The sequence below is a fragment of the Amycolatopsis deserti genome (assembly GCF_014653945.1).
Lineage (GTDB): Bacteria > Actinomycetota > Actinomycetes > Mycobacteriales > Pseudonocardiaceae > Amycolatopsis_E > Amycolatopsis_E deserti.
Genome location: NZ_BNAU01000005.1, coordinates 410,261 through 424,594, shown reverse-complemented (window position 1 = coordinate 424,594; position 14,334 = coordinate 410,261). Strand labels below are relative to the sequence as shown.

The 14,334-nt window shown below is 72.1% G+C and carries 14 protein-coding genes; 6 read left to right on the top strand and 8 right to left on the bottom strand.

Going from position 1 to position 14,334, the window contains the following annotated elements:
• Window positions 1-91: 91 nt before the first annotated feature.
• The gene (locus IE290_RS23095) at window positions 92-757 is read right to left on the bottom strand and encodes a FadR/GntR family transcriptional regulator (RefSeq protein ID WP_191246762.1); all 666 of its coding nucleotides are present in this window, start codon (window positions 755-757) and stop codon (window positions 92-94) included.
• Between the two features lie 92 nt (window positions 758-849).
• Between IE290_RS23095 and IE290_RS23090 the strand changes: the two genes are divergently transcribed.
• On the top strand, window positions 850-2,238 hold the full coding sequence (locus IE290_RS23090; RefSeq protein WP_191246761.1) for a sialate:H+ symport family MFS transporter: 1,389 nt from the start codon (window positions 850-852) through the stop codon (window positions 2,236-2,238).
• On the opposite strand, the gene IE290_RS23085 is transcribed toward IE290_RS23090, so the two are convergent.
• Together IE290_RS23085 and IE290_RS23080 are read right to left on the bottom strand one after the other, a co-directional pair.
• Window positions 2,231-2,893, bottom strand: a complete 663-nt coding sequence (locus tag IE290_RS23085; protein ID WP_191246760.1) for a DUF6226 family protein — start codon at window positions 2,891-2,893, stop codon at window positions 2,231-2,233. The two genes, IE290_RS23090 and IE290_RS23085, sit on opposite strands and share 8 nt — an antisense overlap.
• A complete protein-coding gene (locus IE290_RS23080; RefSeq protein ID WP_191246759.1) occupies window positions 2,890-5,175 on the bottom strand; it encodes an ATP-binding protein in 2,286 nt (761 codons plus the stop codon). Before IE290_RS23080 ends, IE290_RS23085 begins: the two co-directional genes overlap by 4 nt.
• A 181-nt stretch (window positions 5,176-5,356) precedes the next feature.
• Between IE290_RS23080 and ku the strand changes: the two genes are divergently transcribed.
• Complete coding sequence (gene ku / locus IE290_RS23075; RefSeq protein WP_191246758.1) at window positions 5,357-6,223, top strand: non-homologous end joining protein Ku; 867 nt, start codon at window positions 5,357-5,359, stop codon at window positions 6,221-6,223.
• 93 nt (window positions 6,224-6,316) lie between these two features.
• Entirely contained in the window at window positions 6,317-6,520 is a 204-nt protein-coding gene (locus tag IE290_RS23070; RefSeq protein ID WP_191246757.1) for a hypothetical protein, read from the top strand.
• On the opposite strand, the gene IE290_RS23065 is transcribed toward IE290_RS23070, so the two are convergent.
• Both IE290_RS23065 and IE290_RS23060 read right to left on the bottom strand, forming a co-directional pair.
• The gene (locus tag IE290_RS23065) at window positions 6,521-7,411 is read right to left on the bottom strand and encodes a 2-hydroxyacid dehydrogenase (RefSeq protein ID WP_191246756.1); all 891 of its coding nucleotides are present in this window, start codon (window positions 7,409-7,411) and stop codon (window positions 6,521-6,523) included.
• Window positions 7,408-8,712 (bottom strand): MFS transporter, encoded by a 1,305-nt coding sequence (locus IE290_RS23060; protein WP_191246755.1) that lies wholly within the window; start codon window positions 8,710-8,712, stop codon window positions 7,408-7,410. The genes IE290_RS23065 and IE290_RS23060 overlap by 4 nt, the downstream gene beginning before the upstream one ends.
• 110 nt (window positions 8,713-8,822) lie before the next feature.
• Here IE290_RS23060 and IE290_RS23055 point away from each other — a divergent pair, with 110 nt between their 5' ends.
• On the top strand, window positions 8,823-9,554 hold the full coding sequence (locus tag IE290_RS23055) for an IclR family transcriptional regulator (protein WP_191246921.1): 732 nt from the start codon (window positions 8,823-8,825) through the stop codon (window positions 9,552-9,554).
• Window positions 9,555-9,773: 219 nt separating this feature from the next.
• Here IE290_RS23055 and IE290_RS23050 read toward each other — a convergent pair whose 3' ends face one another.
• Window positions 9,774-10,124: a VOC family protein gene (locus IE290_RS23050; RefSeq protein ID WP_191246754.1), complete on the bottom strand. Its 351-nt coding sequence runs from the start codon at window positions 10,122-10,124 to the stop codon at window positions 9,774-9,776.
• 117 nt (window positions 10,125-10,241) lie between these two features.
• On the opposite strand from IE290_RS23050, the gene IE290_RS23045 reads away from it, so the two are divergent.
• Window positions 10,242-11,993, top strand: coding sequence for a proline--tRNA ligase (locus tag IE290_RS23045; RefSeq protein WP_191246753.1), 1,752 nt, complete (start codon window positions 10,242-10,244; stop codon window positions 11,991-11,993).
• Window positions 11,994-12,048: 55 nt separating this feature from the next.
• Here the strand turns inward: IE290_RS23045 and IE290_RS23040 are convergent, their stop codons facing one another.
• Complete coding sequence (locus IE290_RS23040) at window positions 12,049-12,750, bottom strand: HAD family hydrolase (RefSeq protein ID WP_191246752.1); 702 nt, start codon at window positions 12,748-12,750, stop codon at window positions 12,049-12,051.
• 113 nt (window positions 12,751-12,863) lie between these two features.
• Here IE290_RS23040 and IE290_RS23035 point away from each other — a divergent pair, with 113 nt between their 5' ends.
• Window positions 12,864-13,901 (top strand): ABC transporter permease, encoded by a 1,038-nt coding sequence (locus IE290_RS23035; protein WP_191246751.1) that lies wholly within the window; start codon window positions 12,864-12,866, stop codon window positions 13,899-13,901.
• Here the strand turns inward: IE290_RS23035 and IE290_RS23030 are convergent.
• Window positions 13,886-14,296 carry a secondary thiamine-phosphate synthase enzyme YjbQ gene (locus IE290_RS23030; protein WP_191246750.1) on the bottom strand — a complete coding sequence of 137 codons (411 nt, stop codon included), beginning with the start codon at window positions 14,294-14,296 and terminating at the stop codon, window positions 13,886-13,888. The two genes, IE290_RS23035 and IE290_RS23030, sit on opposite strands and share 16 nt — an antisense overlap.
• Between the last annotated feature and the right edge of the window lie 38 nt (window positions 14,297-14,334).

Genomic DNA, 14,334 nt, shown 5'->3' with positions numbered 1-14,334 from the left:
CTTTCTCCGCCTGGGATCCAGGGTCCTCTCGAAGCCGTGCCGGCGTCCACCCGACTTCACTCGTTACGGGCGAAAATCGAATTCGACACAATCAGGTGAGCCGGCCGCGGACCTCGTCGAAGTGGTGGCGCACGGCCTCGCCGATCGCGTCCGGATCGCCCGCGGCGATGGCGTCCACGATCCGCTGGTGCTTGGCGACCAGCGCGTCCGAGGGCGTGCGCGGCGCCCCGATGAGCGCCTCGGTCTGCCGGTAGACGCTCCAGAACAGGCGGATCAGCTCGGCGGCCAGCTCATTGCCCGCCGCGGTGCAGATCAGCTCGTGGAACTCGCCGTCCGCGGCCGCCGATGTCGCCGGATCGGCCATCCGGCGCACCCGCTCGGCGAGCTGCTCCAGCAGCTCCTCGTCCCGTTGCCGGGCGAGCTTGCGGGTCAGTTCGGTCTCCAGGATCTGCCGGACCTCCAGGAGGTCGCGCAGCCCGCTCAGGTCGTCGCGCGAGCGGGCGCGCGTGCGGAACAGCAGCGACGGGCTGAGCGCGGTCATGCTCGCCGCGCCGACGAACGTGCCGTAACCGTGCCGGATGTCCACGATGCCCAGCGCCTGCAACGTGCGCAGCGCCTCCCGCACGGAGTTGCGGGCCGCGCCGAACTCCGCCATCAGCCGCGGCTCCGGCGGCAGGGGATCGCCGGGCCCGAGGCCGCGCCGGTCGATCAGCTCGACGATCGAGTCGGCCAGCTCCTGACTGCGCAGTGTCCGCACTCTTGCCACCATCCGGAATCGTCGGCTAACGTCCGCAGCATCATACGACGTCCAACGTCCCACGACTACCCCTCGATGAAGAGGTGACGAACATGACCCCGTGGTACCGCAGGCTGGGCCCCGGCCGGTGGAAGGCGTTCGGCGCGGCGTGGCTCGGCTACCTGCTCGACGGCTTCGACTTCGTCATCATCACGCTGGTGCTCACCGAGCTGAGCGACGAGTTCGACCTGTCGCTCGCCACCGCCGCCACGCTGGTGTCGGCCGCCTTCGTGTCGCGCTGGCTGGGCGGGCTCGCGCTCGGCGCGTTCGGCGACCGCTTCGGCCGCCGCCCGGCGATGATCGCCTCCATCGTGCTCTACGCGGTCGGCACCGCGCTGTGCGGGTTCGCCTGGGACTACTGGTCGTTGTTCATCTTCCGCGCGGTCGTCGGCCTCGGCATGGCCGGCGAGTACGGCTCGAGCAGCACCTACGTCATGGAGAGCTGGCCGAAGGACCTGCGCAACCGCGCCACCGGGTTCCTGCTGTCGGCCTACCCGATCGGCACGGTCCTGGCCGCGCGCGCCTACGACCTGATCGTGCCGAACCTCGGCTGGCGCTGGCTGTTCTGGCTCGGCATCCTGCCGGTGTTCGTGGCGCTGTGGCTGCGGCGCGCGCTGCCCGAGGCGAAGGACTGGACCGAGGAGGTCGCCTCCGGCAAGGCCGGCGAGACGAGCGCGACCGCGCTGCTCAACCGGCGCTGGGCGGTGCTGAACGTCGTCGTCGCGCTGGTGCTGGCGACCTGCCTGGTGCTGATCTTCTCCGGTCACGCGGGGAACCTGTACCCGCTGTACATCGCGTTGTGCGTGGCCGGATTCGTGGTGTTCGGCGCGCAGATCAGCGGCCGCGCGTGGCCGGTGGCGGTGGGACTGATGCTGACCGTGTTCTGCGCGTTCCTGTACTCCTGGCCGATCCAGTCGCTGCTGCCCACCTACCTGAAGACGGTGCTGCACTACAACCCCGGGCAGGTGGCCAACGCGCTGACCTGGGCCGGACTCGGGTACGCGGCCGGGTCGTGCCTGGCCGGGATCCTCGGCGACCGGTTCGGCACGCGCACCGCCTACGTCGGCGGTCTGCTGCTGTCGCTGGTGTTCGTGTTCCCCGCGTTCGCGCTCGGCCCGGGCAGCGTCGTGCTGGTGTGGGTGCTGCTGTTCGTGTTGCAGGGCACCAGTTCCGGCATCTCCGGGCTGCTTCCGAAGTACATCGGCGACCACTTCCCGACGCGCCTGCGCGCGGCGAGCCTCGGGTTCACCTACAACGTCGGCGCGCTCGGCGGCGCGGTCGCCCCGCTGCTGGGCGCCCAGGTCGCCGGGCACATCGGCCTCGGACCGGCGCTGGGCTGGCTCGCCGCCGGGCTGACGCTGCTCACGGCGCTGCTGGTCGGCTTCGACGTGCCGGCCCGCTTGGGCCGGATCCGCAGCCGGGAGCCCGCGGAGGTCAGCTGAGCCACGAGCGGCCGACGTGGACCTCGGTGCCCGCCGGAAGCGGGACGCGGGCGCCCTCGGCGAGCCGGCGGCACAGGTCGATCGCCCGATCGTGGTCGATGCCGGTGGACCTGCTGCCGCCGGGGTGCCACTGCGCGTTCCAGCCGTGCCCGTGCAGCACCACCAACGGGCCGAGTGCGGTGGCGACCTCCTGGTCGATCGCCTCGAGCAGGTCGTCCGAGCCCTGGTCGCAGGCGTCGCAACCGCAGTCCGGGTGCGCCGCGAGGGCGATGCCCGGCCGGGCGACGCTGATGTGCAGGACCGCGATGGTTCCGGCGGCCCCGGACAGCGGCGCGTCCTGTTCGAGCAGCAGCAGCGGCAGCGTGCCCGGCCGGGACGAGGAGATCCGGACCCCGCGGTCGAACCGGCCCAGTTCGCCCTGGTCGTCGAGCGGGGCCGGGGCGAGCGTCTCGACCGAGACGCCCGGCAGGTCCCCGAGGACGCCGGCCCACGCCCGGCCGCGCGCGTGCGTGACGCGGTACCGCCCGGGATCGGTGACCCGGGAGTATTCGTCGTCGCGCGGGGAGTCGGTGTCCGCGTGCGGGTCGGGCCACGCGGGCACGTCCAGGCGCGCGTACCTTTCCGCCACCCGCGCGCGCAGTTCCTCCGGCGTCACGACTCGTTGGCCGTGATCCAGGCGGCGATCTGGCTCCGCGAGCTGAACCCGAGCTTGGCGAGGATGTGCTCGACGTGCGTTTCGGCCGTGCGCTGGGAGATCACGAGCTGCCCGGCGATCTGCCGGTTGCTCAGCCCCTTCGCCACCAGCGCGGCGATCTCCGACTCGCGCGCGGTCAACGGGTTGCGGGACGGGCTTTCCGGTGTCGCCTGGGTGCGCCGCTCGTCCAGGGCGAACGCCACCGCCTTGTCGAGCGTCATCGACGCCCCGCGCGCGTACTCCTGCTCGAACACCTGCCGCCCCAGTGCTTCCCGCGCCGGCAGCGCGGCGTGCGTCCGGGACACCTGCTGCAGCGCCGGTTCGATCCGCCCGGCGCCGGACAGCCGCCACGCGGTCGCGGCCGCCCCCAGCAGCCGCGCGGCCCGGTCGAAGCGGCGCTCGGAGGCCGCGCACCAGGCGAGCGACTCCAGGCTGAGCGCGATCCCGGAGTGGTCGCCGGCCGGTTCACGCAGCCGGATCGCCTCGCGCTGCAGGCGTTGCGCGCGCTGCAGATCGCCCCGCCGCCACAACGCCAGGCCCAGCACCCACACCGCCAGCGCCGTGTACCAGGGCGGGTTGCCGTGCGCCGCGCACAGCTCCACCGCCTGCTCACCCGCCTGCTCGGCATCCGGTTCGCCGAGCGCGAACCGCGCCAGCGCCAGGTACGGCAGGATCTGCAGGGACAGCCCGTCGTTGCCGATCTCCCGGCACGCCTCCTGCGCCTTCTCCAGCAGCTCGCACGCCCGCCGCGGGTCGCCGAGGAAGTAGCGGCTGACGCCCTCGCACACCAGCAGCTCGGCGCTGATCACCGCGTCGTCCAGCTCCGCCGCGATCGACCGGTACTCGCGCAGCCGCCCCGCGAACCCCTTCCGCACACCGAGCCAGGTGCAGGTGAGCAGCGACGCGTGCAGCGCGCGGGCGCGTTCCCGGGACGGGCCGCCGTCGAGCTGGAGCACGCGGTCCAGCCACCGGCTGCCCTCCACCAGGTGTCCGCCGGCGATCCAGAACGTCGACAGGTTCCCGGCCATCTCCAGCGCCGGGCGCGGATCCGGCTCCTCCAGCCAGGACTCCAGCGCGGCCCGCAGGTTGGCGTGCTCGCTGTGCAGCCGCGCGATCCAGTCCTGCTGCCGCGCGGTGATCTTCTCCTCGGTGAACCGGTGGGCGAGCGCGCGGAAGAAGTCGCGGTGCCGCCGCGCGGACGCGGCCGGATCCCCGTGCTCGGCCAGCCGTGCCGCGCCGAACTCGGCGAGCGTTTCCAGCATCCGGTAGCGCGCGCTGTGCCCGTAGGTCTCCCGCACCCGCACCAGAACCGATTTGTCGACCAGCCCGGCGAGCAGGCCGAGGACCGTGTCTCCGCCGATGTCCTCGCCCACGCACACGTACTCGGCCGCCGGCAGGTCGAACCCGCCGCGGAACACCGACAGCCGCTCCCACACCCGCTGCTCGGCGGGCAGGCACAGCCGGTAGCTCCAGTCGACGAGCGCCTCCAGGCCCTGCTGGCGCGCCGGCGCGGTGCGGGAGGCCTCGGTGAGCAGCGCGAACCGGTCGGTCAGCCGGTCGTTCAGCTCGGCCAGCGACAACGTGCGCAGCCAGACCGCGGCCAGCTCGATGGCCAGCGGCAGCCCCTCGACGTGGCGGCAGATGGCCGCGATGAGCGGCTCGTTCTGAGCGGTCACCGCGAAGCCCGGGGACACGGCGGCGGCGCGGTCGGCGAACAGCGACATCGCGTCCCAGCCGTCGGTGCCCTCGGTCGTCCCGCTCCGCTCGGGCAGGCTCAGCGGCTCCACCGGCAGCAGGTGCTCGCCCTCGACCGAGAGCCGCTGGCGGCTGGTGGCGAGCACGCGCAGCCCGCTCGTCGCGGCGAGCAGCTTGCCGATCAGGGTCGCGCACGCGTCGGTGAGGTGCTCGCAGTTGTCCAGGACCAGCAGCACCTGCCGGTCGCCGAGGAACTGGGCGAGCCGGTCCGCGGGCTCGACGGCCTCGTCGCGCAGACCGAGCGCGGTGGCGACGGTCTGCGGCAGCAGCGCCGGGTCGTCCAGTGCGGCCAGCTCGGCGAAGTGCACCCCGTCCGGGAACGCGCGTTTCAGCCCGACCGCGGCCCGCACCGCGAGCCTGGTCTTGCCGACCCCGCCGAGCCCCGTCAGCGTCACCAGGCGCGCGGCGGACAGCAGCCGCCGGATGTCCGCGAGCTCCTGCCGCCGGCCGACGAAGCTGGTGAGCTCGCTCGGAAGTGTGCCCGCCACCGCCACAGCCTAGTTCTCCCGCGCGGTGATCGGTGGGGTCGTGATGGTGCGGAGATGATGCACTCGCGGTGCCCTCCCCCCGGACGGCCGCGCTGCCGCCGGTTGGCCGCCTGGTGGCCGGCCCGGTTCTCGCGTAACGTCCGACCTGCGGTTATGTCGGCAGGAGCGGAGGGCCCCGGCGATGCGATCGATGTGGAAGGGCTCGGTGTCGTTCGGGCTGGTCACGATCCCGATCAACCTCTACGCGGCCACCGAGAACAAGAACGTGTCCCTGCGCCAGGTGCACGTCACCGACGGCGGGCGCATCCAGTACAAGCGCTTCTGCACCGTCGACGGCGAAGAGGTGCCCTACGCCGACATCGCCAAGGGGTACGAGACCGACGACGGCGAGATGGTCGTCATCACCGACGAGGACCTCAAGGAACTGCCGCTGTCCAGCTCGAACGTCATCGACGTGCTGGAGTTCGTGCCGCTGGAGGCCATCGACCCGCTGCACTTCGACCGGCACTACTACCTGGAGCCGCAGAAGGCCGCGGTCAAGCCGTACGTGCTGCTGCGCGACGCGCTGCACAAGTCCGGCAACGTCGCCATCGCCAAGGTCGCCCTGCGCCAGCGCGAGACGCTGGCCCTGCTGCGCGTGCACGCCGACGTCATGGTCATGACCACCATGCTGTGGCCGGACGAGGTGCGCACCCCGGACTTCGGGTTCCTGCGCGACGAGCTGCCCCAGGTCCGGCCGCAGGAGCTGAGCATGGCCGGCTCGCTGATCGAGTCGCTGTCCGAGCCGGTGTTCGACCCGGACAAGTACACCGACCAGTACCGCGAGGCGCTGGAATCGGTGATCGAGGCGAAGATCGCGGGCAAGAAGACCACCCGGCCGAAGGGCCGCGCGCCCAAGACCGACGTGGTCGACCTGATGGCGGCGCTCGAGGCCAGCGTCAGCGAGGCCAAGAAGGCCCGCAAACCGGCCAAGCGCACGGCGGCCAAGAAACCGGCTGGGACGTCGTCGACCCCGGCCCGTGGCCGCCGCTCGCCGAAGAGCGCCTGACCTCACGCCGACACGCCGGGGCCTCCTCCCACCGTCGGCTGGCGGGTGGTGGTACCAAGGTGCCGCAACCCGAACCGGCGGAAGGTGTCAGACATGGAGTGCCCCAGCTGCGCACGGGACCTCGATCACTGCCACGGCACCCTCGTCCTGCACGTGGACGCCCTGGTGGAGTGCACCGAACCGGACTGCACCGACACCGACCTGGTGCGGCACAGCCTCACGATCCGGTGCGACGAGGTCGACGGCGACTGCGTCTGCACGGCCGACTACGTCGTCGAGTACGCGCAGGCGTCCTGATCACCGCACCACGTTGACCAGCGGTTCGCCCCGCGCGAACCGCGCCAGCTGCTGTTCCACCAGCCGCTTCGCGCGGGGGTGGAACGAGTCCGAGCCGCCCGCCACGTGCGGGGTGATGATCGCTCCCGGCAGCTGCCACAGCGGGTGATCCGCGGGCAGCGGTTCCGGGTCCACCACGTCCAGCGCCGCCCGCAGGCGGCCGTCCGCGACCTCCTTCGTCAGCGCCGCGGTGTCGATCGCGGTGCCGCGGCCGACGTTCACCACCAGCGCGCCGTCTTCGAGAGCGGCCAGCTCCGGCGCGCTGATCAGGCCGCGGGTGGCCGGCGTGTCCGGCAGGATCAGCACGACGATGCTCGCGCCGGGCAGCAGTTCCGGCAGCTCGTCGATGCCGTGCACGCCCTCGCGGGCGGTGCTCGCCACGCGCACGACGTCGGCCTCTCCGGCTTCGAGGTAGCGCTCGATGGCCTTGCCGATCGAGCCGTAGCCGACCAGCAGGACCCGCTCGTCGGCCAGCGAGCGGGTGTGCTCGCGGTCCCACGAGCCGGTGCGCTGCTGGCGGAACCAGCGCGGCAGGTCCCGCTGCGCGGCCAGGATGAGGGCGAGGGTGTGTTCGGCGACGCTGAGGTCGTGCAGGCCGCGGCCGTTGGTCAGGGTGACGCCGTCCGGGATCAGCGGCAGCAGGTTGTCCACGCCCGCGGACAGCGACTGCACGGCCTTCAGGGACGGCATCTTCGCGATCAGCTTCGGCGGCTCCGGGCCGCTGTCGTAGGGCAGCACGTAGAACTCGACGCCGTCCAGGTCCGGTGGGGTGCCGGTGCCGTCGTAGACGGCGGTGTCCAGGCCGTCCGGGACGGTCAGGTCGGACCAGGGCAGCAGAACTCGAGGTGTCATGCGACCTTCCTCTTCGGGGTGCGGACGGCGAGCAGGACCAGCGCGGACGCGGCCATCGTGCCCGCCAGCATCAGGAACGCCGCGGCGTCGGTGCCGGTGGCGGTGCGCAACCAGCCCACCAGATACGTGCCGAGGAAGCCACCGAGCGCGCCGGCCGCGTTGACCAGCGCCACGGCGACACCGGCGGTGCGGCGCGGCAGCAGCTCCGGGATCATCGCGAAGAACGGGCCGTAGGGCGCGTACATCGCGATCCCGGCGAGGACCAGCAGCGGGAACGACAACCAGAAGGCGTCGTGACCGGCCAGGTACGAGCCGTAGAAGGTGACCGCGCCGGCGAGCAGCCACGGCCACACGTAGCGGATGCGCCGGCGGCTGCGGTCGGAACTGCGGGAGTTGAGCAGCATCGCGACGACGGCGAAGGCGTAGGGGACCGCCGAGAGGAGTCCCGTGGCGCCGATGCCGGCCGACGACCCGGCCTTGACGATCGAGGGCAGCCAGAACACGAACCCGTACACGCCGACGCTCCACAGCAGGTACTGCGCGGACAGCACCAGCACGGCCGGGGTGCGCAGGGCGTCGATCAGCGGGTGGCGGCCGGTGGTCTCGGTGGTGGTCGCGAGTTCGGCCTGTTCGTTCGCGATGGCGGCGTCGACGGCTTCGCGTTCGGCCGGGGCCAGCCAGGTCGCGTCGGCGGGCCGGTCGCGGACCTGGGCGCGGAAGTAGAACGCCCAGATCAGCGCGGGCACGCCCTCGATGATGAACATGCCGCGCCAGCTGGTGGCCTCGATGAGGTAGCCGGAGGCCGCGGACAGCCACATCACGGTGACCGGGTTGCCGAGGATGAGGAAGGCGTTGGCGCGGCCGCGTTCGGCCTTGGTGAACCAGCGCGCGAGCAGGACGACGAGCGCCGGCAGCACGGCCGCCTCGACCGCGCCGAGCAGGAAGCGGACGACGATCAGCAGCGGGACCGAGCTGAGCAGGCCCTGCAGCGTGGCGAGCGCGCCCCAGGCCAGGACCGACCAGAAGATCAGGTCGCGCACGCTGCGGCGGTCGGCGTAGAGCACGCCCGGAACCTGCAGCAGGAAGTAGCCGGCGAAGAACGAGGCCGCGATCAGGCCCGAGGTCGAGCTGGTGATGCCCAGGTCCTCGGACATGCCCCCGGCCGCCGCGATCGAGAAGTTCGACCGGTCCAGGTAGGCGAGGCTGTAGGTGACGAACACGATCGGGATCAGGCGCAGCCAGCGCTGCCTGCCCAGTTGTGCGGCCGTGCCGGTCGTGCTGGTCGCTGGTGGGCTCTCCAAGGCGGCCTCCTTGCCGTTCTTTCCGTAATATGGAAAGCTCTTCCGTAATGTGGTGCTGATCGAGTGTGGAACTTTGTCCGTGCGGCGTCAAGGGGTGGTGCGTGGCTGACATGGTGGGCAAGGCCCTGCGGGTGCTGTCGCTGCTCGGCGAGTACCCGGACGGGGCCGGGCTGTCCGAGCTGGCGCGGCGGGCCGGGTACCCGGTGAGCACGACGCACCGGTTGCTGGGTTCGTTGCAGGACCAGGGTTTCGCGCGCAGTGATCCCGGGTCGAAGCGGTACGCGCTGGGGTTGCGGCTGTTCGAGCTGGGGCAGCGGGTGTCGCACGCGCGGGGGTTCGCGGGGGTGGCGTTGCCGGTGCTGCGGGCGCTGACGGAGCAGACCGGCGAGCCGACGCTGATGGCGGTGCTGGACGGGCACGAGCAGGTCTACGTGCACTCCGTGCAGGGCCCGCGGCAGATCCAGATCCGCGGCGAGCCGGGACTGCGCGGGCCGCTGCACTGCACGGCGATGGGCAAGTGCCTGGTGGCGTTCGCACCGGAGCGGGAGGCGCTCGTGGAGTCGCTGGAGCTGGCGGAGCTGGCGCCGCGGACGATCACCTCGCGGGAGGAGTTCGCGCGGGAGATCGCCTCGGTGCGAGCCCGCGGCTACGCGATGGCCGACGAGGAGCACGAGCCGGGCATCCGGGCGGTCGGAGTGCCAGTGTTGGGCCCCGACGGCATGGTGATAGCCGCGATCTCGACGGCGGCGCCCGCGTACCGGATCTCCGTGGCCGAGCTGGAGGCCTTCGTGCCGGCTTTACAGGAGGCGGCACGCGAGCTGGGCGCGGTGCTGCCCCGCTGAGGCCACCCGCCCGCGAGTCCCGCCGCCGCAAGCGCGGAACTCACGCGCTCCGAGCGCAGAAGTCATCGCGCGGCGTGCGAATCTCGCGGTGCTGGGTGTGGGACTCGCCCGCGCGAGTGTGGGACTCGCGGGCCCGAGTGTGGGATTCAGCGAGGCTGAGCGCGGGACTCGCGGCGCTGAGGGACTCAGCGAGGCTGAGCGCGGGACTCGCGGCGAGCCTCAGTGCGGTTCGCCGACGCAGAACTGGTTTCCCTCCGGGTCCTCGAGCACCGTCCACGCCAGGCCGGGCGCCTCGTGCTCCCCGACGGCCCTCGCGCCGAGGCCGGTCAGCCGGGCGACCTCGCCCGCCCGGTCGGTGGTCGCGAGGTCCAGGTGCAGCCGGTTCTTCCCGGCCCGCTCCTCCGGCACCTGCTGGAACCCCAGCCGCACACCGCCCTCGCGCGCGGGCGTCAGCACCAGGTACTCACCCCAGTCCTGGTCGATCCGCACGCCGAGCGCACCGCACCAGAACGCCGCCATCTGCCGCGGATCCGCGCAGTCCACGGTCACCATCCCCAGTTCGAGAGTCATGCCGCGACGGTAGCGCGCCCCACCGACAATCCCGGGCCGCGCGATAACCGGTTGAAAGCCCCGCGCGGGCGCCGACTACCCTGTTCACACCGTGTTTCGACGCCGAGGAGCAGCCCAGTGATCACCAGGATGTCGTCGTTGTTCCTGCGCACGCTGCGCGAGGATCCGGCCGACGCCGAGGTTCCCAGCCACAAGCTGCTGACGCGGGCCGGCTACGTCCGCCGGGTCGCGCCGGGCGGGTACTCGTGGCTGCCGCTGGGCCTGCGGGTGCTGCGCAACATCGAGCGGGTCGTCCGCGAGGAGATGGCGGCGATCGGCGCGCAGGAGATCCTCTTCCCCGCGCTGCTGCCGCGCGAGCCCTACGAGGCGACCGGCCGCTGGACCGAGTACGGCGACGCCCTGTTCCGCCTCAAGGACCGCAAGGGCGCCGACTACCTCCTCGGCCCGACGCACGAGGAGCTGTTCGCCCTCACCGTGAAGGGTGAGTACAGCTCGTACAAGGACTACCCGGTCATCCTGTACCAAATCCAGACCAAGTACCGCGACGAGGCGCGCCCCCGCGCCGGCATCCTGCGTGGCCGCGAGTTCGTCATGAAGGACTCCTACTCCTTCGACCTCGACGACGACGGCCTGTCCCGGTCCTACCAGCTGCACCGCGAGGCCTACATCCGCCTCTTCGACCGGCTGGGCCTGGAGTACGTGATCGTCGCGGCGACCTCCGGCGCGATGGGCGGCTCGGCGTCCGAGGAGTTCCTCGCCGTCGCTGAAACGGGTGAGGACACCTACGTCCGCAGCAACGTCTCCGGCTACGCGGCCAACGTCGAGGCCGTCGTCACCCCGCCGCCGCCCGCGCAGTCCATCGAGGACAAGCCGGACGCGCAGGTGCACCACACGCCGAACACGCCGACCATCCAGACGCTGGTCGACTACCTCAACACCAAGGCCGACCTGGGCCGCACCTTCACCGCCGCGGACACGCTCAAGAACGTGATGGTGAAGATCCGCCAGCCGGGCGAGAAGGACTGGCAGATCCTCGGCATCGGCATCCCCGGTGACCGCGAGGTCGACCAGAAGCGCCTGGAAGCCTCCCTGGAGCCGGCCGAGGTCGCGCTGCTCGAGGAGGCCGACTTCGCCGCCAACCCGTTCCTCGTCAAGGGCTACATCGGCCCGAAGGCGTTGCAGGACAACGGGGTCCGCTACCTCGTCGACCCGCGTGTGGTCACCGGCACGGCGTGGGTCACCGGCGCCGACAAGGCCGACCACCACGTCGTCGACCTCGTCGCCGGCCGCGACTTCCACCCGGACGGCACGATCGAGGCCGCCGAGGTGCGCGAGGGCGACGCCTCGCCGGACGGGCAGGGCACGCTGGTCGCGGCGCGCGGCATCGAGATCGGGCACATCTTCCAGCTGGGCCGCAAGTACACCGACGCGTTCCAGTTGGACGCGCTCGGCGCGGACTCCAAGCCGATCCGCATCACCATGGGCTCCTACGGGGTCGGCGTGTCCCGCCTGGTCGCGGTGATCGCCGAGCAGAGCCACGACGAGCTGGGCCTGATCTGGCCGCGCGAGATCGCGCCGTACGACGTGCACGTGGTGATCGCGGGCAAGGACGAGTCGATCGCGGCTGGCGCGGAGAAGCTGGCCGCCGACCTCGACGCGGCCGGTGTGCAGGTCCTGCTGGACGACCGCAAGGCCACGCCGGGCGTCAAGTTCGCCGACGCCGAGCTGGTCGGGGTGCCGACGATCCTGGTCGTCGGCCGCGGCCTGGCCAAGGGCGTGGTCGAGGTCAAGGACCGCAAGTCCGGCGACCGCGAGGAGATCGCGGTGGACGCGGTGGTCGACCACCTGGTGAAGCTGGTGCGCGGCTGACGCAGTCCGCGCGAACGGCCCGCCGCGATCGATTCGCGGCGGGCCGTTTCCGTGTTCAGCCGAAGACCGCGGACAGCACGAGCTTCGTGTCGCTGAGGTCCCGCAGCACCACCTGCGCCCCGGCCTCCCGGAGCGCCTCGGAATCGAAGCGGCCCGTCGCCACACCGACCGCGACCGCGCCGTGGGCCCGTGCGGCGTCGATGTCGTGCGGCGTGTCACCCACGACGATCACCGACGCCGGCTCGAACGGCCGTCCGAGCGCGGCGTGCGCCCGGTCCACGGCGTACGCCACCAGGTCCGGCCGGTTCGCGGACAGGTCGCCGTAGCCGCCGATCTCGAAGTCGAGATGCGTGTGCAGCCCGAACGCGGACAGCTTGTGCCACGCGATCTCCCGCAGGTTCCCGGTCACCAGCGACTGCACCGCACCACCCGCCGCGGCCACCCCCGCCAGCGCCGCCGCCGCGCCGGGCAGCGCCAGGCCACGCTTTGCGAGTTCCGGCAACGCCAGTTCGGACACCGCGGTCAGCGCCGCCCACATCTTCCGGATCAGCTCTTCGGTCGGCTCGATCCCGTGCCGCGTCAGCACTTCCGCGGTGATCGCACGCTCGGTCCGCCCGAAGAAGTCCGGCATCTCGGTCATCGCGACGCCGGTCACCTCCTCGAGCACCCGCTGGTACCAGCCGCGGCCGGCTCCGCGCAGGTCGATGAGGGTCTGGTCGATGTCCCACAGCACCAGGCGGTGCGCACTGCTCGTCACATCCGCCGACGCTACCAAGACCGTTATTCATCAAGCGTTGACTTCGAACGCGCGGCCGGGCTAGCGTAGGTCCTGAATTCAACAGTCGAAGAAATTACCTAGGGGAGGTCCCCATGGCCGGCACATCCCGGAGGCCGACAGCCGTACTGGCGGCCCTGGCCGGTGCGGTGATCGCGGTGGTGCTGGGATTCCTCACCGTCGGGGTCCAGGCGTCGGTCGAACCGCACGGGCTGCCCGTGGCCGTCGCGGTGCCCGACAACGCCCCGCCGCAGTTGCGCGCCGCGGCCGCGCACTTGCAGGACCAGAGCGGCGAAGCGCTGAGCTGGCAGGTCACTTCATCGGCGGAGGCCAGGCGGCTGCTCGACGACAAGGACGTCTACGGCGTCCTGGAACTGGCGCCCGGGCACATCGGCGTCGTCGTGTCGGGCGCGGTGAACCCGAGCGGCAGCCAGATCGCGCAGCAGGCCCTCACCGGGGCCGGGCAGGCGCTCGCCACGGCGATGAGCCAGGCGACCGGCACCCCGGCCGCCCCGGTGCGGGTGGAGACCGTGCACCCGGCGAGCGCGGCGGGCCGCACCGCGCCGCTCGCGGTGAGCATCCTCGCGTGGGTGGGCAGCCTGGCCGCGGGCGCGCTGCTGGTCGTCCTCGCCCAGCGCGCCGGGCGACGGGTGGGCGTCGGCGCGCGCCTCACCCAGGTCATCGTCGGCGCCGTGCTGATCACCGGTGTCGCCGCCGGCTTCCTGGCGCTGTGGGACTCGTCCCTGCCGCTGGACTGGGACGTGCTCGGCTACATCCTGCTGACCGCGGCGGCGTTCGCGTCCGTGCAGACCGCGTTGCTGCGGTTGCTGGGCATCCGGGCGATGGCGATCCTCGGCCCGCTGTACCTGCTCGCGCCGAACGTCGCCGGGCAGGTGCCGGAGCTGCTCAACCCCGCCTACCGGGTCCTGCTGTGGTCGTGGACGCCGTTCCGGTTCTCCACTGAGGGCACACGCAGCCTGCTGCAGGGCACGGCGGACGCGCCCGACGTCACCACCGGCGTCTGGGTGCTCGGCGCGATGCTGGTCGCCGGCCTGGTGGTGATCGCCTGGCCGGGCCGCGAACGCGAGCCGGCACCGGTCGAGGCGGCGCCGGAGCTTCAGCCCGCCAGGTAGCTGAACCGGACGTGCCGGACCGGGTTGTCGATGTTGGTGTCCACCAGGCAGATCGACTGCCAGGTGCCCAGCGCCGGCGACCCGCCCAGCACCGGGACGCTCGCGTAGGGCGGCACCAGCGCGGGCAGCACGTGGTCACGGCCGTGGCCCGAGCTGCCGTGCTGGTGCCGCCACCGGTTGTCCCGGGGCAGCAGCTCGTCCAGCGCGGTGAGCAGGTCGTCGTCGCTGCCCGCGCCGGTCTCCAGGATCGCCAGGCCCGCGGTGGCGTGCGGCACGAAGACGTGCAACAGCCCGTCGGCCGCCTCCGCCTCGGCCAGGAACGCCTCGGCCTGTTTGGTCAGGTCGTGCACGACGGCGCGGCCGCCGGTCTTCACCTCGATCTCCTTGGAGTACATGCCTCCCACCGTAGGCGTCCCAACGGGTGGTACGCGAA